The organism is Streptomyces reniochalinae, assembly GCF_003323735.1.
Taxonomy (GTDB): domain Bacteria; phylum Actinomycetota; class Actinomycetes; order Streptomycetales; family Streptomycetaceae; genus Streptomyces; species Streptomyces reniochalinae.
This window is the reverse complement of sequence record NZ_QOIM01000038.1, coordinates 1-19,225: the sequence shown is the minus strand read 5'-3', so window position 1 is coordinate 19,225 and position 19,225 is coordinate 1. Positions and strand designations below refer to the sequence as shown.

The window sequence follows — 19,225 nt, the reverse complement described above, 5'->3', positions numbered from 1 at the left end:
GGCCTCATGGCCATGGCAGACGACGACCGCAGGAATCCCCCGCACGAGCCCGACCACGGACCCGCCACCACCGGCGTACGCGAGCGTCCCGACGCGGCACGCACCGCCGACGCCCCGGCGCCGCCCCCCGACCCCGGCGGCTCCGCTCCCGTGGCGTCCCGCTGGATGCTCCGGCTCGTCGCCGTCGGGCTCGTCATCGCGGCGCTCAACCTGCGTCCCGCCATCTCCGGGCTCGGCCCGCTCCTGGAGGAGATCCGCGACGCGCTGCACATGAACGGCGCCGTCGCCGGGCTGCTCACCTCCGTACCGCCGCTCTGCTTCGCGATCTTCGGCGGCCTCGCGCCCCGGCTGGCCCGCCGCCGCGGTCCGGCCGCGGTCGTGCTGGCCGGCATGGTCGCGGTCACCCTCGGGCTCGCGCTGCGGCCTTTCGCCGGCGGCACCGGTACGTTCCTCGCGGCCACGGCGCTCGCCCTGGCGGGTATCGCGGTGAGCAACGTGCTGATGCCGGTCGTCGTCAAGCACTGGTTCCCCGACCGCGTCGGCTCCATGACGGGGCTGTACTCCATGGCGCTGTCCATGGGGACATCGGCGGCCGCCGCCGTCACCGTGCCGCTGACGGACGCCCTCGGCGGCAGCTGGCGCGCCGGGCTGGGCGCCTGGGCGGTGCTCGGCGCCCTCGCCGTCATTCCGTGGCTCCTGATCACCCGTGACCGTTCGGCCCGGGGCCCCGAGCCGCGGGCCGAACAGGAAGCCGTCCCCGAGGAGACCGTCGAGGGGGAAGCGCGCCGGGAGGCCGAGGCGCGCCGGGAGGCCGAGGAGCGTCGCGAGGGCGAGGGGCGTGCGCGCCGCAGCGCGGGGCGCGCGTCGAAGGCCGAGGCGCCGCCCGCTGCCGGACGCCGCCCCGCGAGCGAGGCCGGCACCGGAGCCCCCGCGGGGAAGGCGCCCGCGCTGCGCATCGCCAAGTCGCCCACCGCCTGGTGGCTCGGCGTCTTCTTCGGGCTCCAGGCCTCCGCCGCCTACATCACGATGGGGTGGCTGCCGCAGATCTTCCGCGACGCCGGGGTCTCCGCCTCCGCCGCCGGTGCCATGCTCGCGGTGACGATGGGCATGGGCATCCCCCTCTCCTTCGTCCTGCCGAAGATGGCCGCCCGGATGCGGCACCAGGGCCCGCTGGTGCTGGCCCTCGGTGTCTGCGGCCTGATCGCGTACGCGGGCCTGTGGCTGGCCCCCGCCTCGGGGGCGTGGGTGTGGTCGCTGGTCCTCGGCGTCTCCAACTGCGCGTTCCCGCTGGCGCTCACCATGATCGGTATGCGGTCGCGGTCCAGCGCGGGCGTGGTCAAGCTCTCCGCCTTCGCGCAGAGCACCGGCTACCTGCTCTCCATACCGGGACCGCTGCTGGTCGGCTCCCTGCACGATCTGAGCGGCGACTGGCGGATGCCCCTGGTACTGATGGCGGTGCTGATGGTCGCGCAGATGGCCTCGGGGCTGCTGGCGGGCAGGGACCGCGTCATCGAGGACGGACGCTGAGTGGGACACTGGCACACATGCCAGTCCTCGAACCGCATCCCCCCAAACCGCAGAAGAAGCTGCTGATGATCTTCGGCGCGATGATCGCCGTCACGGTCGTCATCGGGGTCATCGCCAGCATCGCCTCGCCCTGACCCGGGGCCCGGGTCAGGGGCCCGGCCCAGGCCCACCGTGCCGATGTCGGGCTTTCGCCGAGCAGGGGTGTACCCAGCCCCCCATCCCCTAGGGGGCTGGCTTCAGGGGTAACTGGGTGGCTCACCGGATGGGGCGGCCCCCCGAAGCTCCGTACCGTCGCAGCACAGCGACGGAACGCGGCAGAGGAACCCGGAGGCGAGCCCCATGACGGCCCCCGCGCACGGCATGACAGACGGAAGCCGGACGCGCCCATCAGCGCGTGCCGTACAGACGAGGCTGCCGTGGTGGGGGGCCGTGCTCCCGGCGCTCGGCTTCGCGCTGCTGCTCGTCCTGCTGGTCGGCGCCGGGCGGGCGGACGCCGCCGAACAGACCGCGGACAGCCCCCTGGTCTCCTTCCTCGTCCACCTGTGGAGCAGCCTGCCCGGCTGACCCGTGGCCGGTCAGCCGCGGCCCGCACGGTGCTCCACAGGTGCGGTGGAACGTCCAGTGGGATGTCATCACCGTCCGTCACCCACCCCGGGACGAACCGTCCAACACCATGCGCCCGGCACCGCGTTTCGTGCGAAGCTGGGAAACATGAGCGTCGATGTGCCCCGCAAGATCGTCCTTCTCCGGCACGCCAAGGCGGACTGGCCCCAGGTGGCGGACCACGAGCGGCCCCTCGCCGAGCGCGGCCGCCTGGACGCCCCCGCGGCGGGCGAGTGGCTCGCCGGTCAGGGCATCACCCCGCAACTGACCCTCTGCTCGACGGCGACCCGCACGCGCGAGACGTGGAAACTGGTCGTCTCCCACCTTCCGCAGCGCCCCAAAACGGTCTACGAGGAGCGGCTGTACGACGCGCCGCCCGGGGCGATCATCGAGGTCGCGAACGAAGTCGCCGACGAGGTGCGGGACTTGCTGATTATCGGCCACAACCCGGGCATGCAGTCCGTCGCCGACGTACTCGCCGGGAGCGCCGACCACGACGCGCAGGAGCGGATGGCGCGCGGGTTTCCCACGGCGGCCGTCGCCGTCCTGCGGTTCACCGGCTCCTGGAAGTCCCTGGAGGCGGGCGGCGCGGAGCTCACCCACTTCTGGTCCCCGCACGAGTGAGCCGCGACTGAACCCCTTCTGCCGGCCGTCCCCGCCGCCGTGGCACTCCGTCGAGTGCCGCGGCGCGCCCGTCCGCCTACGGGCCGGTTCCGGCGGCGAACGAGCCCGTCTCCAGTTCCTGTTCGACCGCTCCGCTCTTCTTTGTGGCGCACGTCACACCAGCTCGTGTCACACTGGGCCGAGACGCCTCGTCAAAGGTGTGTAACCGTCGGCACGACGCAGTGGAGCACCTCATGGAAGCACGCCTGAACCCCTTCGCCAGCCCGGTCCTCAGCAAGGTCTTCAAGCACTTCATCGCCGCCAACAAGGTGGTCGCGGACTCGACGCTGCCCGCCGCCACGCAGGAACTGGTGAAACTGCGCGCCAGCCAGATCAACGGCTGCGGCTTCTGCGCCGACATGCACTTCAAGGACGCCGTGCACGCCGGAGAGTCCGCTGAGCGCCTCAACATGGTCGCCGCCTGGCGGGAGGCCACGGTGTTCACCGAGGCCGAGCGCGCGGCGCTGGAGCTGGCCGAGGAGGCCACCCGCGTCGCCGACGCGGCCGGCGGGGTCACCGACGAGGTCTGGGCCAACGCCGCCAAGCACTACGACGAGGAGCAGCTGGCCGCGCTGGTGGGGGTCATCTCCGTCATCAACGCCTTCAACCGCGGCAACGTCATGCTCCGGATGCCGGCCGGCGACTACCAGCCCGGCCAGTTCGGCTGACACCGGCAGCGCCTTCCGAGGAGGAACGGTGAGCACCGCGGCGGGCCGGGGGAACCCTCCGGGCCCGCTGCGGCGCGCCACGGGTGAGGCCCGCCCGTCGCAGGGCCTACGGGTGAGGTCCGCCCGTCGCATCGCTCTAGGCGAGGTCTTCGCCGGCTCCCTCGACGAGGCCGTCAGCGGCCTCGACCTCTTCCCGGGTGACGCCCAGCAGGTAGAGCACGGTGTCCAGGAAGGGGACGTTCACCGCCGTGTGGACCTTCTCCTGCACCAGCGGCTTGGCGTTGAAGGCGACGCCGAGACCGGCCGCGTTGAGCATGTCCAGATCGTTGGCGCCGTCACCGATGGCGACCGTCTGCGCCAGCGGAAGGCCCGCCTCGGCGGCGAAGCGGCGCAGCAGCCGCGCCTTGCCCGCGCGGTCGACGATCTCGCCGGTGACCCGGCCCGTCAGTCTGCCGTCGACGATCTCCAGGGTGTTGGCGGCGGCGAAGTCGAGGCCCAGCTCCTCCCGGAGCGCGTCCGTGACCTGGGTGAAGCCGCCCGAGACGACGCCCACCTGGTAGCCGAGCCGCTTGAGCGTACGGACCAGGGTGCGCGCGCCCGGCGTCAGCCGCACCCGCTCGCGCACCTTGTCCACGACCGACGCGTCCAGCCCGGCCAGCAGCGCCACCCGCGCGTGCAGGGACTGCTCGAAGTCCAGCTCCCCCCGCATGGCCCTGGTCGTCACCTCGGCGACCTCCGTCTCGCACCCCGCGTGGGCGGCGAACAGCTCGATCACCTCGTCCTGGATGAGGGTGGAGTCCACGTCCATGACGACCAGCCGCTGGGCCCTGCGCTGGAGCCCGGAGGCGACGACGGCGACGTCGATGCCGTACTTCTTCGCCTCCAGCGCCAGCGAGGTGCGCAGCAGTGACGTCTGCGCCCCCGAGACGTCGAACTCCACGGCCAGTACCGGGTATTTGGCGAGCCGGAAGATACGGTCGATGTTGCCGCCCGTGGAGGTGATGCTGGCCGCTATGGCGGCGGTCGACTCCGAGGTCAGCGGGTGGCCCAGCACCGTGACGTGCGAGCGGCCCGTGCCGCGCGGCCGGTTGTCACCCGTACCGGAGATGATCTCGGCTTCCATGCCCATCGACTCGGCCCAGCTGTGCACCGTGGCGCGCAGCTCGCCCTCCGTGCCGGTCCCTGCCGACGGGGCGGTCACCAGTGCGCACAGCGTGATCCTCCCGCGCGTGACCAGTTGCTCGATGTCGACGACCTCGACGGCGAAGGCCGCCAGGGTGTCGAAGAGCCCGGCGGTGATACCGGGCCGGTCCTTGCCGAAGATCTTGACGAGGAGGGTCGGGGTGTCGGCGTACGACGGAGGCGTGGCCACATCTGCGCTCATGGTCCTGCCACAGTACCGCCGCGCCGCGGGGCACCCCGCCCCGGCCCGGCCCGGTCGCCCGCCGCTGTCGCACCTGCCAGGGCGCCCGACCGCACCCGTCATGCGGCTTGTCCGTATCAGTCGGGATCGGTGCCGATCCGCCCCGCATCGACGGCCAGGACCCTTTCTCCCCCACAGCCCGCGGACCGAATGGTCACAGCCTGGTCCCTGTCCCCGGCCCGGCTTCCTGTCGGAGGGCCGCGCCTGAAATAGTTCCCCACGATGTTCGCCATCCCTAGACTCCCTCTCGGCAGGGGGTACCTCGGGGGACAACTTTGTGGGGCATGGAGTGCCGGAACTCGTACTGGAATTGAACGGACAGACCTGGACGCTCGACCCGTCCAGGGCGTACACCCTCGGCCGCGATCCGCAGGGGGATGTCGCGATCGACGACGCCAGGGTCTCCTGGCGACACGCCACGGTGCGCTGGGGAGGGCGTGCCTGGGTCATTGAGGACCACGGCAGCACCAACGGCACGTACGTGCAGGGGCGTCGGCTCCAGCAGTTGGAGCTCGCCCCCGGCATGAGCGTCCACCTGGGCAACGCCAGCGACGGGCCGAAGCTCACTTTCTCCGCGGGCGCGGGCGGGCAGGCCACGGGCGGCGGCATGTACGCGCAGGGAGCGGCTGCGGGCCGGCAGCCGGGTGCGGCCCAGGCGGCGGCCGCGCACAGCGCCCCGACGCAGCAGCCGGGCATCGTGCCCGGCGGCCAGGGACCGGGCTGGGGCCGGCAGCCCCAGCAGCCGCACCCGGGCTGGCAGCAGCAGGCGCCCCAGATGCCGCAGCAGATGCAGCAGGCGCCGCAGATGGCCCAGCAGGGTTACGCGCAGCAGGCACCCCCGCAGCAGTACCCCCAGCAGCACATGCCGCAGCAGCACATGCCGCAGCAGGGTGCCCCCGTGCCGCACGGTGCCCCAGGCCCGCAGGGGATGGGCCCGCAGGGGAGCGGTCCCGCCACGGGCGGCCAGACCGGCGGCGGGGATCGCAGCCCGACGACGTTCCACCAGCTCTCCCTCGGCCGGGTGATGCGCATCGGCCGTGCGCTGGAGAACGACCTGGTCGTCTCCGACCTCCAGGTCTCCCGGCACCACGCCGAGTTCCACGCCTCACCCGACGGACGCGCCGAGATCCGCGACCTGGGCAGCCACAACGGCACCTACGTCAACGGTCAGCCGATGCCCAAGTCCGGGACGGTGACGATCACCCCCCAGGACATCGTCGGCATCGGCCACTCCACCTTCCGGCTGGTCGGCGACCGGCTGGAGGAGTTCGTCGACACCGGTGACGTCTCCTTCTCCGCCCGGCACCTGACCGTGAAGGTCGACGGCGGCAAGGTCATCCTCAACAACGTCACCTTCGGCGTCCCGGAGAAGTCGCTCATAGGCGTCATCGGTCCCTCCGGGTCCGGCAAGTCGACGCTGCTGCGCGCACTGACCGGGTACCGGCCGGCCGACGCGGGTGAGGTCCTCTACGACAACCGCAACCTCTACAAGCAGTTCGCCGAGCTGCGGCAGCGCATCGGCCTCGTCCCCCAGGACGACATCCTCCACAAGGAGCTGAAGGTCCGCACCGCGCTGCGCTACGCGGCCAAGCTCCGCTTCCCCGGTGACGTCGCCGAGGCCGAACGCAACGCCCGGGTCGAGGAGGTGCTGGCCGAGCTCAAGCTCGACATCCACGCCGACAAGCGCGTCACCTCCCTCTCCGGCGGCCAGCGCAAGCGCGTCTCGGTCGCTCTGGAGCTGCTCACCAAGCCGTCGCTGATCTTCTTGGACGAGCCGACCTCTGGCCTCGACCCGGGCATGGACCGCGACGTCATGCAGCTGCTGCGCGGCCTGGCCGACGACGGCCGCACGGTACTGGTCGTCACCCACTCGGTGGCCGAACTCGGCCTGTGCGACAAGCTGCTGGTGATGGCGCCCGGCGGCGGTGTGGCCTACTTCGGCCCGCCCGAGGAGGCGCTGAACTTCTTCGGCTACGACTCGTGGGCCGACGTCTTCTCCGCCTTCGAGAACTACCGCGACTACGACTGGATGGGCCGCTGGCAGGGCTCCCAGCACTACCAGATGTACGCGGCCGACATCGACCAGCAGTCGCCGCAGGACCCCTACGCCGCGCAGCAGCAGGCGATGCAGCCGCAACGCCTGCAGAAACCGCAGAGCTGGGGCAGTCAGCTGTGGACGCTGATGAGACGCTACATCTCGGTGATCGTCTCGGACCGCTCCTTCCTCGTGCTGTCCTTCGTCACCCCGCTGATCCTCGGCTTCGTCAGCACACTGATGCCGTCCGACTACGGGCTGACGGCACCGGCGGGCAAGACCAACGGCGACGCGGGGCCGATCCTGCTCATCCTCGCCATCGGCGCCTGCTTCTCCGGCGCGGCCAACTCGGTGCGTGAGCTGATCAAGGAACGCGTCATCTACGAACGCGAACGGGCCACAGGACTCTCCCGCTCGGCGTACCTGATGTCGAAGGTCATCGTGCTGGGCGTCGTCGCCGCCATCCAGGGCCTGCTCATGTGCGTCGTCGGCTTCTTCCCGCGCGACCTGCCCGAAGAGGGCCTGCTGATCACCAACCCGGCCCTCGAGATGGCCCTGGTCATGATCGCGCTCGGCGCCACCTCGATGATGTTCGGCCTGATCATCTCCTCGCTGGTGAAGACCTCCGAGAAGACGATGATCCTGCTCGTGCTCTTCGCGGTCGTCCAGGTCGTCTTCACCGGAGTGCTCTTCAAGCTGTTCGACAGCCCGGGCGTCGAGCAGTTCGCCTGGCTGATGCCGTCCCGGTGGGCCATCGCGGGCCTGGGCACCACGGTCGAGCTCGGCCGCCTGATGCCGCAGGACAAGAAGGACCCCACCAACACCGACCCGCTGTGGGACCACTCCCTGGACCAGTGGGCGATGGACGTCGGCATCCTCGTCGTGATGGGCATCCTCTGCTACTTCGTGGTCATCCGCCTGCTCCGCCGTCACGAGCCGGAGATCATGCGCAAGTGAGACATGCGGCACGTCCGCACAGCGCGTGAGGGGGGCACCTGTGGAGGGTGCCCCCCTCACGCGCTGTCCTGACGGACCGGGACCCTGGACCTAGGACCACCGGTCGGCCACGCCCCTGGCCGCGGTCCGATCCCCCGGGACCCCTCCCGCGAGTACGGTGGTCCGCATGGTCCCCCGTTCCGGGCTCGCCGCGGTCAGCGCGGCACTGCTCGCCATGAACCGCAGGCTGGAGGTGCGCGACGTCCTCCAGACGATCGTCGCCTCCGCCCGCGACCTGCTCGACGCCGAGTACGCGGCCCTCGGCGTCCCCGACGACCACGGCGGCTTCGCGCAGTTCGTCGTCGCAGGGGTCAGCGACGAGCAGTGGAAGGCCATCGGCCCGCTGCCCCGTCAGCACGGCATCCTCGCCGCGATGCTGCACGACGCCACCCCGCAGCGCCTCGCCGACGTCCGCAAGCACCCCCGCTTCGGCGGCTGGCCCTCGGCGCACCCGATGATGGCCGACTTCCTCGGCATGCCCATCGCCGACGGCGAGCAGGTGCTCGGCGCACTCTTCCTCGCGAACAAGCGCTGCCTCGCGAACGAGCGCGACTCCGCCGACGAGCGCGGCGGCGCCCGGACGGGGCGAAGGCGTCCCGCTTCCCAGGAGCGGCCCTGCGCCTTCACCGAGGACGACGAGGAGCTGCTGCGCCTGCTCGCCCAGCACGCGGCGCTCGCCCTCACCAACGCGCGCCTCTACGAGCGCAGCCGCGAGCTGACCATCGCCCAGGAGCGCTCCCGCATCGGTCACGAGCTGCACGACGCCGTCGCCCAGAAACTCTTCTCGTTGCGGCTGACGGCCCAGGCCGCCACCGCGCTGGTCGACCGCGACCCCGCCCGTGCCAAGGCGGAGCTGCACGAGGTCGCGCGGCTGTCCGGGGAGGCGGCCGACGAGCTGCGCGCCGCCGTCGTGGAGCTGCGCCCCGCCGCGCTCGACGAGGACGGGCTGGTGGCGACCCTGCGCACCCAGGCGCAGGTCCTCGACCGTGCGCACAGCGCCCGCGTCGACTTCGCGTGCGACGGCGTCAGGGCGCTGCCCTCCGCACAGGAGGAAGCGCTGCTGCGCGTCGCCCAGGAAGCACTGCACAACGCCCTGCGGCACGCGGACCCCGCACACGTCCGTGTCGCTCTCGCCCGCCGGGGGCCTGCCGTCGTCCTCACCGTCACCGACGACGGCGCCGGCTTCGACCCGGCGGCGGTCCGTTCGGCGGGACGGCACCTCGGACTCGTCTCGATGCGCGACAGGGCCTCCGGCGTCGGCGGCGCGCTGAGCGTTCACTCGGAGCCCGGCAAGGGCACCGTCGTCTCCATGGAGGTGCCAGGTGGCTGACCGGATCCGGGTCCTGCTCGTCGACGACCACCAGGTCGTACGGCGAGGGCTGCGCACGTTCCTGGAGGTGCAGGACGACATCGAGGTCGTGGGGGAGGCCTCGGACGGCGACGAGGGTGTCGCCCGCGCCGAGGAGCTGCGCCCCGACGTCGTCCTGATGGACGTCAAGATGCCCGGCACCGACGGCGTCGAGGCCCTGCGGCTGCTGCGGGAGCGCGGCAACCCGGCCAGGGTGCTGATCGTCACCAGCTTCACCGAACAGCGCACGGTCGTGCCTGCCCTGCGGGCGGGCGCCGCCGGATACGTCTACAAGGACGTCGACCCCGAGGCGCTGGCGGGCGCCATCCGGTCGGTGCACGCGGGGCACGTGCTGCTCCAGCCCGAGGTCGCCGGCGCGCTGCTCACCGACGACCAGAACGGCGGCGCGGGTCGCGGCCCCGCACTCACCGAGCGGGAACGCGAGGTGCTGGGACTGATAGCGGACGGCCGCTCCAACCGTGAGATCGCGCGGGCCCTCGTGCTGTCGGAGAAGACGGTCAAGACACACGTCTCCAACATCCTGATGAAGCTGGACGTGGCCGACCGCACCCAGGCCGCCCTGTGGGCGGTCCGCCACGGGGTGACGGGGTGACGGGGTGACGGGGTGACGGGGTGACGGGGTGGGTCTGTTGGGCCGTCACCGGTTGAGGGGGTGACGCGCCGACCGACCGCGCCGGTGCGCGTCACGGAGAGCCAGAGGATTCGCCCGTCCGTTCGCTTGGGCCCGGTGATTCATACCGTCGTGTGGTCGTCATCTTTTCTGCGTATCCCCACCGGCGGGTGCCCGTTCTCCCTGGTGTGCCCGCGGCGCCCCGTCCGCGGTGCGATCAGCTGATTCCCAGGGAGAACACCCCATGAGCTCCATGAACACCGCCAAGAAGGCCGCCCTCGTCATCGCCGCGGCCGGTGTCGCCGCCGGTGCCTGCGCCGGATCCGCCTTCGCCACCGGGCACCACGCCGACGCCAGTGGCGCGGCCACCAACTCGCCCGGCGTCGGCTCCGGCAACATCGTCCAGGCCCCGATCCACGTTCCCGCGAACGTCTCGGGCAACTCCGTGAACGTCGTCGGCGTCCTCAACCCCGTCTTCGGCAACCACGCCGTCAACCACTGAGGCGCCGCGCCGGAAGGGCGGGTCCGGGGCCGGGGCCCCGGAGCCTCAGGGCCGCCCGCCCTCCCGGCGCCGCTCCAGCTCCTCCGCGTACGCGTTGTACGCGGCCACCTGCGCCCGCCGCGCCGTACGCTCCACAGGACGCAGCGCCTCCGCCCGCGCCGCGATCGCCGACGCGCTCAGCGCCCCGCCGTGCTCACGCCCTGCACCCCCGCCGCCGTACGCGATCGTCACCAGCGCCCCCACCCGCTGGGCCAGCTCCAGCACCCGCACCGCACGCGGCGGATAGCCCGGAGCCAGCAGCTGCCTGCCCGCCTCCAGCCGCGCGCGGTACGCCTCGAGCGCCGCGTCCGCGACCGGCCCAGAACCCGCCACGTCCAGCCGGGTGAGCACCTCGGTGGCCTCCCGCAACGCCTCAGCCAGCTCCCGCTCGGCCTCCGCGAGGGAGGGCACGTCGGCGGGCGGCGCCTCGCGCACCGGCAGGCACTCCCACACCACCTCGGTGTGCACGTCCCCCGGATCCGCCGCCTCAGGCCCCGCCTCGTGCACCGCGGGGACCAGGCCCAGCGCGGCGCCGTGCACCAGCACCGCCTCCTCGGCCGCCACCGCCCGCGCGTTGAACTCCGGCGGCCCGCTCAGTCCCAGCGGGTGTCCCGGCACCGGCAGCGCCACCCGCAGACCGACCGCGCCCAGCGACCGCAGCCGGCCCAGCGCCAGCGTCAGCCCCACCGGTGCGCCCTCCTCGTCCGGCAGCGCCACACGGTGCAGGGCATCGCCCTCAACGATGCGCTCGGCGGCCTCGTCAGGCGAGACGAGACCGGCGAAGAGCGCGTTTCCCCAGGCGGCCAGCCGCCCGGAACGAGGTTCAGTGAGCATGGACCCAGCCTAGGGAAGCCTAGGGAGAGGCTTTCGCACACGGTGGCGTAGGTTTTCTCCTGGGGAATGTGCCCACAGGCACTCAAACGCGACTGCAATAGGAGACAACGCGCTCATGAGCGAAGTACTGGAGCTGGTGGACGTATCCGTGGTCCGCGACGGACGCGCTCTGGTGGAAGACGTCTCCTGGTCGGTCAAGGAGGGCGAGCGCTGGGTCATCCTCGGTCCCAACGGAGCGGGCAAGACCACCCTGCTCAACATCGCCTCCAGCTACCTCTTCCCGACCTCGGGCTCCGCCCGCATCCTGGGCGAACAGCTCGGCAGCGTCGACGTGTTCGAGCTGCGCCCGCGCGTCGGCATGGCCAGCATCGCGATGGCCGAAAAACTTCCCCGCCGCCAAACCGTGCTGGAGACCGTGCTCACCGCCGCCTACGGCATGACGGCGCACTGGCAGGAGAACTACGAGAAGGTCGACGAGGACCGCGCCCGAGCCTTCCTCGACCGCCTGGGCATGTCCGAGTACCTCGACCGCAGGTTCGGCACCCTCTCCGAGGGCGAGCGCAAGCGCACCATGATCGCCCGCGCCATGATGACCGACCCCGAACTGCTGCTCCTCGACGAGCCCGCCGCCGGGCTCGACCTGGGCGGGCGCGAAGACCTCGTCCGCCGCCTCGGACGGCTCGCGCGCGACTCCTACGCCCCCTCCATGCTGATGGTCACCCACCACGTCGAGGAGATCCCGCCCGGCTTCACCCACGCGCTGATGATCCGCCAGGGCCGGGTGCTGGCCGCGGGCCCGCTGGAGACGGAACTGACCTCCCGTAACCTCTCGCTGTGCTTCGGCCTCCCGCTCGTCGTCGAGACACAGAACGGCCGTTGGACCGCTCAGGGCCTGCCGCTGCGCTGAGCTCGCGCCTACCATGGGACCTGTGGATGCATGGGTTTGGTGGCTGGTGGCCGCCGCAGCGCTGGGAATCCCGCTCATCATCACGGCCATGCCCGAGTTCGGCATGCTCGCGGTGGGCGCGGTCGCGGCCGCGGGAACGGCCGGGCTCGGTGGGGGTGCCGTCCCCCAGGTCGTGGTCTTCGCCGTCGTGTCGGTGGCCCTGATCCTGGTCGTACGGCCGCTCGCGCGCCGCTCCCGTGCCGAACGGCCCGCGCTGGCCAGCGGCGTGGAGGCGCTCAAGGGCCGGCAGGCCGTGGTGCTGGAGCAGGTCGACGGGCGCAGCGGCCGCATCAAGCTCGCAGGCGAGATCTGGTCGGCCCGCGCGCTCGACGCGTCGACGACCCACGAGCCGGGCAGTGAGGTGGATGTGGTCGAGATCGACGGAGCCACCGCCGTCGTGATGTGATGGCGTGAGCAACCGCACAGCGAGCGGCAGTTGCACGAGCGGCACGTACACAAGAGGCGATAACAAGATGCAGGGGGCAAGGCCGTGGACGCCATCATCATCGTCCTGATCATCCTGGTGGTGCTCGTCTGTATCGCGCTCATCAAGACGATCCAGGTGATCCCACAGGCCAGCGCCGCGATCGTGGAGCGCTTCGGACGCTACACCCGCACCCTGAACGCGGGCCTCAACATCGTCGTCCCCTTCATCGACACGGTCCGCAACCGCGTCGACCTCCGTGAGCAGGTCGTGCCCTTCCCCCCGCAGCCGGTGATCACCCAGGACAACCTCGTGGTGAACATCGACACCGTCATCTACTACCAGGTCACCGACGCCAGGGCCGCCACCTACGAGGTCGCCAGCTACATCCAGGCGATCGAGCAGCTCACCGTCACCACGCTGCGCAACATCATCGGCGGCATGGACCTGGAGCGCACCCTCACCTCCCGCGAGGAGATCAACGCAGCACTGCGCGGCGTCCTCGACGAGGCCACGGGCAAGTGGGGCATCCGCGTCAACCGCGTCGAACTCAAGGCCATCGAGCCGCCGACCTCCATCCAGGACTCGATGGAGAAGCAGATGCGCGCCGACCGTGACAAGCGCGCCGCGATCCTCCAGGCCGAGGGTGTCCGCCAGTCGGCGATCCTCACCGCCGAAGGCGAGAAGCAGTCGGCCATCCTGCGCGCCGAAGGTGAGTCCCGCTCCGCCGCGCTCCGCGCCGAAGGTGAGGCGCAGGCCATTCGCACGGTGTTCGAGTCGATCCACGCGGGAGACCCGGACCAGAAGCTGCTCTCCTACCAGTACCTCCAGATGCTGCCGAAGATCGCCGAGGGCGACGCCAACAAGCTCTGGATCGTGCCGAGCGAGATCGGCGACGCGCTCAAGGGCCTCGGCGGCGCCCTCGACAACTTCCGCCCCGACAGCGGAGGCGGCAACGGCGGCAGCCGCGGCGGCGTCCCCAGCCAGATGACCCCGCCGGCCGTCACCAAGCCCCCGCGCGAGCAGCCCCCGCTCGACTCCTGAGCGGCCCCGGGCGCCGCCCTGAGCGGCCACGGAGCCCGAAGGACCCGCGGCGGACCGGGCGGCGACGGGCGGCGGCTCGGCTCCCGCCGCCGGCCCACCACCCGGAACCGCGTCGTCCGGCAGCCGCGTCGCCCGGGCACCGCTTCGTCGGGGAACCGCTTCGTCCGGAAGCCGGACGCGGCACACGCGCGCACCCGCCCCTCGGGCATGATCAGTGCCACTGACACCGATCACCGGAGGGGCTTCGCGTGACCATATGGGAGGCAGTCGCCGTCTGCGCCGCGGGGATCGCCGCCGGCGGCATCAACACCGTCGTCGGCTCCGGCACCCTCATCACCTTCCCCGTCCTGCTCGCCGTCGGCCTGCCGCCGGTGACCGCCAACGTCTCCAACACCATCGGTCTGGTCCCCGGCTCCGTCAGCGGAGCCATCGGATACCGCAGGGAGCTGCGCGGCCAGCGCAGCCGCGTCCTGCGGCTCGGCGGCGTCGCCCTCCTCGGCGGGCTGACCGGCGCGATCCTGCTGCTCACCCTTCCCAGCAGCGCCTTCGACATGATCGTCCCGGTGCTGATCGCGGTCGCGCTCGTCCTCGTCGTCTTCCAGCCCCGGCTGGCGGCCGCCGTCCGCCGCCGGCGCGAACGCAAGGACAGCGCGGGACACCCGCACGGCGGCATCCCGCTCCAGAGCGGCATCCTCGTCGCCAGCGCCTACGGCGGATACTTCGGCGCCGCCCAGGGCGTCATCTACGTGGCGCTGATGGGGCTGCTGCTCAACGACGACCTCCAGCGCATCAACGCCGTCAAGAACGTCCTCGGAGCCGTCGTCAACGGCGTCGCAGCCGTCTTCTTCGTCTTCGTCGCCGACGTCGACTGGACGGCCGTCCTGCTGATCGCACTCGGATCCGCAGCCGGGGGCCAGCTCGGCGCCCGCATCGGACGCAAGCTGGCCCCCGGGGTGCTCCGCGGCGTCATCGTCGCCGTCGGCCTGGTCGCCATCGTTCAGCTGGTACTGGACTGATCCGAGGGGCCGCCGCGGCCGGCGACGTCCCTTCCGCCGCCCGCGGGTCCGGGCGGCGCAGGGACCTCACGCCGTTGCCGCCGGCACGCTCAGCCACTCGGGGAGCGTGTCACCCTCCCCGAGCCCCAGCGCCAGCAGCAGGGAGTCCGCGGGCGTCGGCTCGAACGGCTTCACCAGCAGCCGCATACCCGCCTGCGCGGGCGTACGGTCCGCCTTCCTGTGATTGTCCGCGGCACACGCGGCGACCGTGTTCAGCCACGTGTCCCCGCCCCCGTGCGACCGCGGGACGACGTGGTCCACCGTCGTCGCCCGGCGCCCGCAGTACGCACACCTGTGCCGGTCCCGCACCAGCACGCCCCGGCGCGACCACGACGCCCGTTGTCGGAACGGCACTCTCACGAACCTGCGCAGCCTGATCACCTGCGGCACCGGTATGTCCAGCTGCGCCGCGCGCACCCTCAGCCCGGGATGCGACTGCTCGACGACGGCCTTCTCCCGCATCACGAGCACCACGGCGCGCCGCAGCGACACCGTCGACAGTGGCTCGAAGCTCGCGTTGAGCACCAACGTCTCCCGCATCCCGCCCGCCTCCCCTTGGACCCCCTCGGATCCCTCGGTCTTTTCCGATTTCGGCGACTTCTCCGGCTTCCTCCGCCTTCACCCCGTGCGCACCCGCGCCAGGGTGGCTCCACTGTGCCGCTGTCCCCGCAGGCCGACAACGCAATTTCTGCCCGCTGTACGACGCATGAAGGGCGCGGGAACTCCAGGTCACAGAGGAAAGGGAGGCCCGGTGCGGGCCGAACGGGCGGCCGGGCAGCGGGGGAGGGGCCGCCCGGGAGAAGCAGGCGCCCCGGAGAGAAGGGAGCGTCAGGGAAAGGGGCGCCATGAAGGGAGTCATGAAGGGCGTCATGCAGAAGGGGGCGTGTCCGCGGTGACGCGGGTGACCGGTGAGGGGCGTCGGAGGCAGCCGGCGCGGCCGTCCGACCCCCGGCCGGACTCCGGCGGACGGCGGCGTCGATGAGCGCCTGCCGTCCCCGCTCGCGGTGGCGTACCGCGCCACGGTGCCGACTGCCCGGATACACGTTGCGCCGCGCACGAGGCGCGGCGCAACGGAATTCTTCCGGCCGGCCGTCCGGAAGCCGGTCTCCCGGGGAGCCGGTCAGCCGAGCGGCCGGGCAGTCGGTGAGCCCGTCAGCCCTCCGCAGGGATCTCGTACTCGCCGATGACGTTCCCCCGCGCCAGCGTGTGGAAGCGCAGGTTGAACCCGACGAAGGCGGGCGTCGCACCGGCGTCGGGACCGAGCTTCTCCGCGTCCACGGCGTAGACGGTGAACACGTAGCGGTGCGGCCCGTCCCCGGGCGGCGGCGCGGCCCCGCCGAAGTCCCGCGTCCCGAAGTCGTTGCGCACGTGCACGGCCCCCTCGGGGAGCCCCGGCATCTCACCCGTGCCGGCACCCGCGGGCAGCTCGGTCACCGAGGCCGGGATGTCGAAGACGGACCAGTGCCAGAAACCGCTGCCGGTCGGCGCGTCCGGGTCGAAGCACGTCACGGCGTAGCTCTTCGTCCCCTCCGGGGCGCCCTCCCAGCGCAGGTGCGGAGAGGTGTTCCCCTCCGCGTACACCTGTGCGGAACCCAGATGGCCGCCGTCCGCCAGATCGTCGCTCACCACACGAATCGACGGCACCGGGGGGTGGAAGTCATGGGGGAGCGGGCGCCGTTGCTGGTCGGTCACGTCGGAACCTCCTCGTCACGCGAATCGCTGTACCGGCCAGCCTAACGATCGAGGCAGCCTCTCTTTGCCACCATGTCCAGGGTGCGAGAGCGCGCCCCGTACACCCCGGCCCCACGCCCGCAGCCGCGGGCGCCTTCGAGCGAGTGCCCACGACGAGACCCGAAGCGGTGGTATGAGATGACCAGCCCCGTGGAACTGCCCGAGCTGCCCCAGGCGGACCTTCCCGGCCTCTTCGACGCCTCGGTGCCCCCCGGCGTCTACCGGTTCCCCTCCGTGGGCCCCGACGCCCTCATGCAGGCGGACGCAGCCGGCTGGTTCGACGCGGTCGTGGACCTGACCGGCGTCGGCAACAAAGCCGACTTCATGGAGCGTTGCGCCACCGGACTGGAACTCCCCGCCTACTTCGGCCGCAACTGGGACGCCCTCGCCGACCTCCTCACCGACCTGTCCTGGTGGGGCGAGACCCGCGGCTACCTGTTCCTGGCCACCGGCTGGACGGAGTTCGAAGCCGCCGACCCCGAGGACGCGGCAGCCGCCGCTGAGGTCTTCACCGCCGCCGTCGGCTTCTGGGCGGTACGCGAGACCCCGCTCAGCATCCTGCTGGGCTGAGCGGGGCCGCGGTGCGCCGCAGCCGGCGCCCGGCTGGGAGAGCCGAGCGGGGCCGAGAGGGAGAGCCGAGCGGGCCGTACCGCCCCGGCCGCGTCAGAACCAGTTGCGCTTCCCGCCGACCTCGGCCAGCCACTGGTTGAGGTACCCGGCCCAGTCCGTCTGCTGGTAGGTGTCGAAGTCCACGGGGAACGCGCGGAAGGTGTCGCTGCCCTCCGAGAACAGCCCCGGCTTCTTGTCCATCTCCAGCACCACGTCCATCCCGCGCGAGTCCGCGACGAAGGACAGCTCGACCTGGTTGAGCCCCCGGTACTGCTGCGGCGCGTGGAACTCGATCTCCTGGTAGAAGGGCAGCCGCTGCCGCGTGTTGCGGATGTGCCCCTTCTCCATGTCCGCCGACTTGAAGCGGAAACCCAGCTGCCCGAACGCGTCCAGAATCGCCTGCTGCGCGGGCAGCGGGTGGATCTCCACCGGGTCCAGGTCGGTCGAGTCCACGGCCCGCGCGATCGCCAGCTCCGTGCACACCCCGAGCTGCATGCCCCGCAGCTGCTGCCCCAGGAACGTGGTGACCGGCGTCTCCCACGGAACCTCGAGGCTGAAGGGCACCACGTGCGAAGCGCCCTCGTGCAGGGTCAGCTGGCCACCGAGCTGCTGGGTGCCGAACTCGATGTTCTGATGCGTCTCGCCGTCGTTCGTCTCCACCTCGACCCGGGCCTGAAGACCCACGGACAGCGCCTGGATCTCCTGCTCGACGGAGCCGCCCTCGATCCGCACCTCACCCTGGACCACGCCCCCGGGCACGGCGTGCGGCTCGTGCAGCACCGTATCGACGGACGCGCTGCCCATACCCATGCTCGCGAACAGCTTCTTGAAGCCCATCCCTCGTCCTCCCCATCCGGCTTCCCGGCGGAAGCGCGGCCAGTTCTCGTGTCACGGCGCTCGCGCGCCGCTCCTCCATGCGGTTCTTGTACGCTCGGAGGGCATGATCGCAGGCCGAGACAGCAACCCCGGCACGACCGGCGACCACCCGTACCTCCCCCGAACCTTCTTCGACCGTCCTGTCCTGGATGTCGCCCCAGAGCTCCTCGGCGGCGTCCTGGTACGCACGACGCCGTGGGGGCGCATGCAGTTGCGCATCACGGAGGTCGAGGCATACGCGGGTGAGGCCGACCCCGGCTCCCACGCCTACCGGGGCAGGACCGAACGCAACGCCTCGATGTTCGGCCCCCCAGGCCACGCGTACGTCTACTTCATCTACGGCATGTGGTACAGCCTCAACCTCGTCTGCGGCCCCGAGGGACATGCAGGCGGTGTTCTGATCCGCGCGGGTGAGGTACTCGAAGGGGTGGACCAGGCCAGACACCGCCGGCCCAAGGCCCGCAAGGACGCGGAGCTCGCCAAGGGCCCCGCCCGTCTCGCCACGGCACTGGCCGTGGACCGCGAGCTCAACGGCGCCGACGTGTGCTCCCACGACGCCACCGCGCCGCTGAGCGTTCTCGCCGGGGAGCCGAGTGACGCCGACGCGGTATGCAGCGGCCCCCGCACCGGAGTCGGCGGAGAGGGCGCCCACCACCCCTGGCGCTTCTGGCTCGACGACGATCCGACGGTCAGCCCGTACCGCCCGCACAAACCACGGCACCGCCGACCGGCGCTTGACGCGGCCCGCCCGACCACCTAACGTAGACCGAGCCGCTGAAGACGGGACGGCTTGCCACGGGCTTCTAGCCAGTGAGAGCGCCCCCGTACGAGCAGCGGCATATCACTACCCAGGAACGTATACCCCTTCGCCGGGGTCGCTTTCGGCACGCCGAAAACGATTCGGAAAGACTCGATTATGAGTCTCGGGGAGAACGAGCTAAAGTAGTGAACACCGAAAGGGCAAACGTCCGGAGAAACCGGTGAGACGGTTTTGAAGGAAGCGTCCGTTCCTTGAGAACTCAACAGCGTGCCAAAAGTCAACGCCAGATATGTTGATACCCCGACCTGCCGGGTTGTTCCGGTGGGTTGAGGTTCCTTTGGAATACACAACAGCGAGGACGCTGTGAGCCGGGGGATTATTCCTCTCCTGGTTCCGCTCTTCCTGTGGATGGTTTGAAGCATTCACGGAGAGTTTGATCCTGGCTCAGGACGAACGCTGGCGGCGTGCTTAACACATGCAAGTCGAACGATGAACCCGCTTCGGTGGGGGA

General features: G+C 71.4%; 20 protein-coding genes and 1 rRNA gene. 16 read left to right on the top strand and 5 right to left on the bottom strand.

The window, feature by feature from the left end; genetic code table 11:
• Window positions 1-12: 12 nt before the first annotated feature.
• The 5 genes from DQ392_RS19595 to DQ392_RS19580 all read left to right on the top strand — a co-directional run bounded on the left by DQ392_RS19595 (window position 13) and on the right by DQ392_RS19580 (window position 3,461).
• Complete coding sequence (locus DQ392_RS19595) at window positions 13-1,527, top strand: CynX/NimT family MFS transporter (RefSeq protein WP_425470570.1); 1,515 nt, start codon at window positions 13-15, stop codon at window positions 1,525-1,527.
• Window positions 1,528-1,544: 17 nt separating this feature from the next.
• Window positions 1,545-1,661: an SGM_5486 family transporter-associated protein gene (locus DQ392_RS35880; RefSeq protein WP_274709432.1), complete on the top strand. Its 117-nt coding sequence runs from the start codon at window positions 1,545-1,547 to the stop codon at window positions 1,659-1,661.
• 295 nt (window positions 1,662-1,956) lie between these two features.
• Window positions 1,957-2,091 (top strand): hypothetical protein, encoded by a 135-nt coding sequence (locus DQ392_RS35995; protein ID WP_342774962.1) that lies wholly within the window; start codon window positions 1,957-1,959, stop codon window positions 2,089-2,091.
• A gap of 147 nt (window positions 2,092-2,238) precedes the next feature.
• The gene (locus DQ392_RS19585; RefSeq protein ID WP_114016953.1) at window positions 2,239-2,754 is read left to right on the top strand and encodes a SixA phosphatase family protein; all 516 of its coding nucleotides are present in this window, start codon (window positions 2,239-2,241) and stop codon (window positions 2,752-2,754) included.
• Window positions 2,755-2,987: 233 nt separating this feature from the next.
• Window positions 2,988-3,461, top strand: a complete 474-nt coding sequence (locus tag DQ392_RS19580; RefSeq protein ID WP_114017289.1) for a carboxymuconolactone decarboxylase family protein — start codon at window positions 2,988-2,990, stop codon at window positions 3,459-3,461.
• Between the two features lie 136 nt (window positions 3,462-3,597).
• On the opposite strand, the gene serB is transcribed toward DQ392_RS19580, so the two are convergent.
• Window positions 3,598-4,845, bottom strand: coding sequence for a phosphoserine phosphatase SerB (gene serB / locus DQ392_RS19575; protein WP_114016952.1), 1,248 nt, complete (start codon window positions 4,843-4,845; stop codon window positions 3,598-3,600).
• Window positions 4,846-5,161: 316 nt separating this feature from the next.
• Between serB and DQ392_RS19570 the strand changes: the two genes are divergently transcribed.
• The 4 genes from DQ392_RS19570 to DQ392_RS19555 all read left to right on the top strand — a co-directional run bounded on the left by DQ392_RS19570 (window position 5,162) and on the right by DQ392_RS19555 (window position 10,396).
• Window positions 5,162-7,876: an ABC transporter ATP-binding protein/permease gene (locus tag DQ392_RS19570; RefSeq protein ID WP_114016951.1), complete on the top strand. Its 2,715-nt coding sequence runs from the start codon at window positions 5,162-5,164 to the stop codon at window positions 7,874-7,876.
• 166 nt (window positions 7,877-8,042) lie between these two features.
• On the top strand, window positions 8,043-9,245 hold the full coding sequence (locus DQ392_RS19565; RefSeq protein WP_114016950.1) for a GAF domain-containing sensor histidine kinase: 1,203 nt from the start codon (window positions 8,043-8,045) through the stop codon (window positions 9,243-9,245).
• On the top strand, window positions 9,238-9,876 hold the full coding sequence (locus tag DQ392_RS19560) for a response regulator (RefSeq protein WP_114016949.1): 639 nt from the start codon (window positions 9,238-9,240) through the stop codon (window positions 9,874-9,876). Before DQ392_RS19565 ends, DQ392_RS19560 begins: the two co-directional genes overlap by 8 nt.
• Before the next feature lie 271 nt (window positions 9,877-10,147).
• The gene (locus DQ392_RS19555) at window positions 10,148-10,396 is read left to right on the top strand and encodes a chaplin (RefSeq protein ID WP_114017288.1); all 249 of its coding nucleotides are present in this window, start codon (window positions 10,148-10,150) and stop codon (window positions 10,394-10,396) included.
• Window positions 10,397-10,441: 45 nt separating this feature from the next.
• Here the strand turns inward: DQ392_RS19555 and DQ392_RS19550 are convergent, their stop codons facing one another.
• Window positions 10,442-11,269 (bottom strand): hypothetical protein, encoded by an 828-nt coding sequence (locus DQ392_RS19550; protein ID WP_114016948.1) that lies wholly within the window; start codon window positions 11,267-11,269, stop codon window positions 10,442-10,444.
• A 115-nt stretch (window positions 11,270-11,384) separates the two neighbouring features.
• Here DQ392_RS19550 and DQ392_RS19545 point away from each other — a divergent pair, with 115 nt between their 5' ends.
• The 4 genes from DQ392_RS19545 to DQ392_RS19530 all read left to right on the top strand — a co-directional run bounded on the left by DQ392_RS19545 (window position 11,385) and on the right by DQ392_RS19530 (window position 14,699).
• Window positions 11,385-12,176 (top strand): ABC transporter ATP-binding protein, encoded by a 792-nt coding sequence (locus DQ392_RS19545; protein ID WP_114016947.1) that lies wholly within the window; start codon window positions 11,385-11,387, stop codon window positions 12,174-12,176.
• Between the two features lie 13 nt (window positions 12,177-12,189).
• Entirely contained in the window at window positions 12,190-12,621 is a 432-nt protein-coding gene (locus tag DQ392_RS19540) for an NfeD family protein (protein WP_114016946.1), read from the top strand.
• Window positions 12,622-12,705: 84 nt separating this feature from the next.
• The gene (locus DQ392_RS19535) at window positions 12,706-13,683 is read left to right on the top strand and encodes an SPFH domain-containing protein (protein ID WP_114016945.1); all 978 of its coding nucleotides are present in this window, start codon (window positions 12,706-12,708) and stop codon (window positions 13,681-13,683) included.
• A 248-nt stretch (window positions 13,684-13,931) separates the two neighbouring features.
• Window positions 13,932-14,699, top strand: coding sequence for a sulfite exporter TauE/SafE family protein (locus DQ392_RS19530; protein WP_114016944.1), 768 nt, complete (start codon window positions 13,932-13,934; stop codon window positions 14,697-14,699).
• Between the two features lie 66 nt (window positions 14,700-14,765).
• On the opposite strand, the gene DQ392_RS19525 is transcribed toward DQ392_RS19530, so the two are convergent.
• Both DQ392_RS19525 and DQ392_RS19520 read right to left on the bottom strand, forming a co-directional pair.
• Window positions 14,766-15,278 carry an HNH endonuclease gene (locus DQ392_RS19525; RefSeq protein ID WP_114016943.1) on the bottom strand — a complete coding sequence of 171 codons (513 nt, stop codon included), beginning with the start codon at window positions 15,276-15,278 and terminating at the stop codon, window positions 14,766-14,768.
• A 612-nt stretch (window positions 15,279-15,890) separates the two neighbouring features.
• Window positions 15,891-16,430 carry a YbhB/YbcL family Raf kinase inhibitor-like protein gene (locus tag DQ392_RS19520; RefSeq protein WP_114016942.1) on the bottom strand — a complete coding sequence of 180 codons (540 nt, stop codon included), beginning with the start codon at window positions 16,428-16,430 and terminating at the stop codon, window positions 15,891-15,893.
• Window positions 16,431-16,607: 177 nt separating this feature from the next.
• On the opposite strand from DQ392_RS19520, the gene DQ392_RS19515 reads away from it, so the two are divergent.
• Window positions 16,608-17,039 (top strand): barstar family protein, encoded by a 432-nt coding sequence (locus DQ392_RS19515; RefSeq protein ID WP_114016941.1) that lies wholly within the window; start codon window positions 16,608-16,610, stop codon window positions 17,037-17,039.
• A 93-nt stretch (window positions 17,040-17,132) separates the two neighbouring features.
• Here DQ392_RS19515 and DQ392_RS19510 read toward each other — a convergent pair whose 3' ends face one another.
• Window positions 17,133-17,915 (bottom strand): sporulation protein, encoded by a 783-nt coding sequence (locus tag DQ392_RS19510; RefSeq protein WP_114016940.1) that lies wholly within the window; start codon window positions 17,913-17,915, stop codon window positions 17,133-17,135.
• A gap of 103 nt (window positions 17,916-18,018) precedes the next feature.
• Between DQ392_RS19510 and DQ392_RS19505 the strand changes: the two genes are divergently transcribed.
• Together DQ392_RS19505 and DQ392_RS19495 are read left to right on the top strand one after the other, a co-directional pair.
• Window positions 18,019-18,714, top strand: a complete 696-nt coding sequence (locus tag DQ392_RS19505) for a DNA-3-methyladenine glycosylase (protein ID WP_114016939.1) — start codon at window positions 18,019-18,021, stop codon at window positions 18,712-18,714.
• Window positions 18,715-19,135: 421 nt separating this feature from the next.
• Window positions 19,136-19,225: ribosomal RNA gene (locus DQ392_RS19495) — 16S ribosomal RNA — on the top strand; the annotation flags it as partial.

Coding starts and splice junctions, on each gene's coding strand:
- DQ392_RS19550 (WP_114016948.1), bottom strand. CDS start 11,269: ATGCTCACTGAACCTCGTTCCGGGCGGCTGGCCGCCTGGGGAAACGCG.
- DQ392_RS19525 (WP_114016943.1), bottom strand. CDS start 15,278: ATGCGGGAGACGTTGGTGCTCAACGCGAGCTTCGAGCCACTGTCGACG.
- DQ392_RS35880 (WP_274709432.1), top strand. CDS start 1,545: ATGCCAGTCCTCGAACCGCATCCCCCCAAACCGCAGAAGAAGCTGCTG.
- DQ392_RS19585 (WP_114016953.1), top strand. CDS start 2,239: ATGAGCGTCGATGTGCCCCGCAAGATCGTCCTTCTCCGGCACGCCAAG.
- DQ392_RS19510 (WP_114016940.1), bottom strand. CDS start 17,915: ATGGGCTTCAAGAAGCTGTTCGCGAGCATGGGTATGGGCAGCGCGTCC.
- DQ392_RS19515 (WP_114016941.1), top strand. CDS start 16,608: ATGACCAGCCCCGTGGAACTGCCCGAGCTGCCCCAGGCGGACCTTCCC.
- DQ392_RS19555 (WP_114017288.1), top strand. CDS start 10,148: ATGAACACCGCCAAGAAGGCCGCCCTCGTCATCGCCGCGGCCGGTGTC.
- DQ392_RS19580 (WP_114017289.1), top strand. CDS start 2,988: ATGGAAGCACGCCTGAACCCCTTCGCCAGCCCGGTCCTCAGCAAGGTC.
- serB (WP_114016952.1), bottom strand. CDS start 4,845: ATGAGCGCAGATGTGGCCACGCCTCCGTCGTACGCCGACACCCCGACC.
- DQ392_RS19505 (WP_114016939.1), top strand. CDS start 18,019: ATGATCGCAGGCCGAGACAGCAACCCCGGCACGACCGGCGACCACCCG.
- DQ392_RS19545 (WP_114016947.1), top strand. CDS start 11,385: ATGAGCGAAGTACTGGAGCTGGTGGACGTATCCGTGGTCCGCGACGGA.
- DQ392_RS19540 (WP_114016946.1), top strand. CDS start 12,190: ATGGGACCTGTGGATGCATGGGTTTGGTGGCTGGTGGCCGCCGCAGCG.
- DQ392_RS19565 (WP_114016950.1), top strand. CDS start 8,043: ATGGTCCCCCGTTCCGGGCTCGCCGCGGTCAGCGCGGCACTGCTCGCC.
- DQ392_RS19595 (WP_425470570.1), top strand. CDS start 13: ATGGCAGACGACGACCGCAGGAATCCCCCGCACGAGCCCGACCACGGA.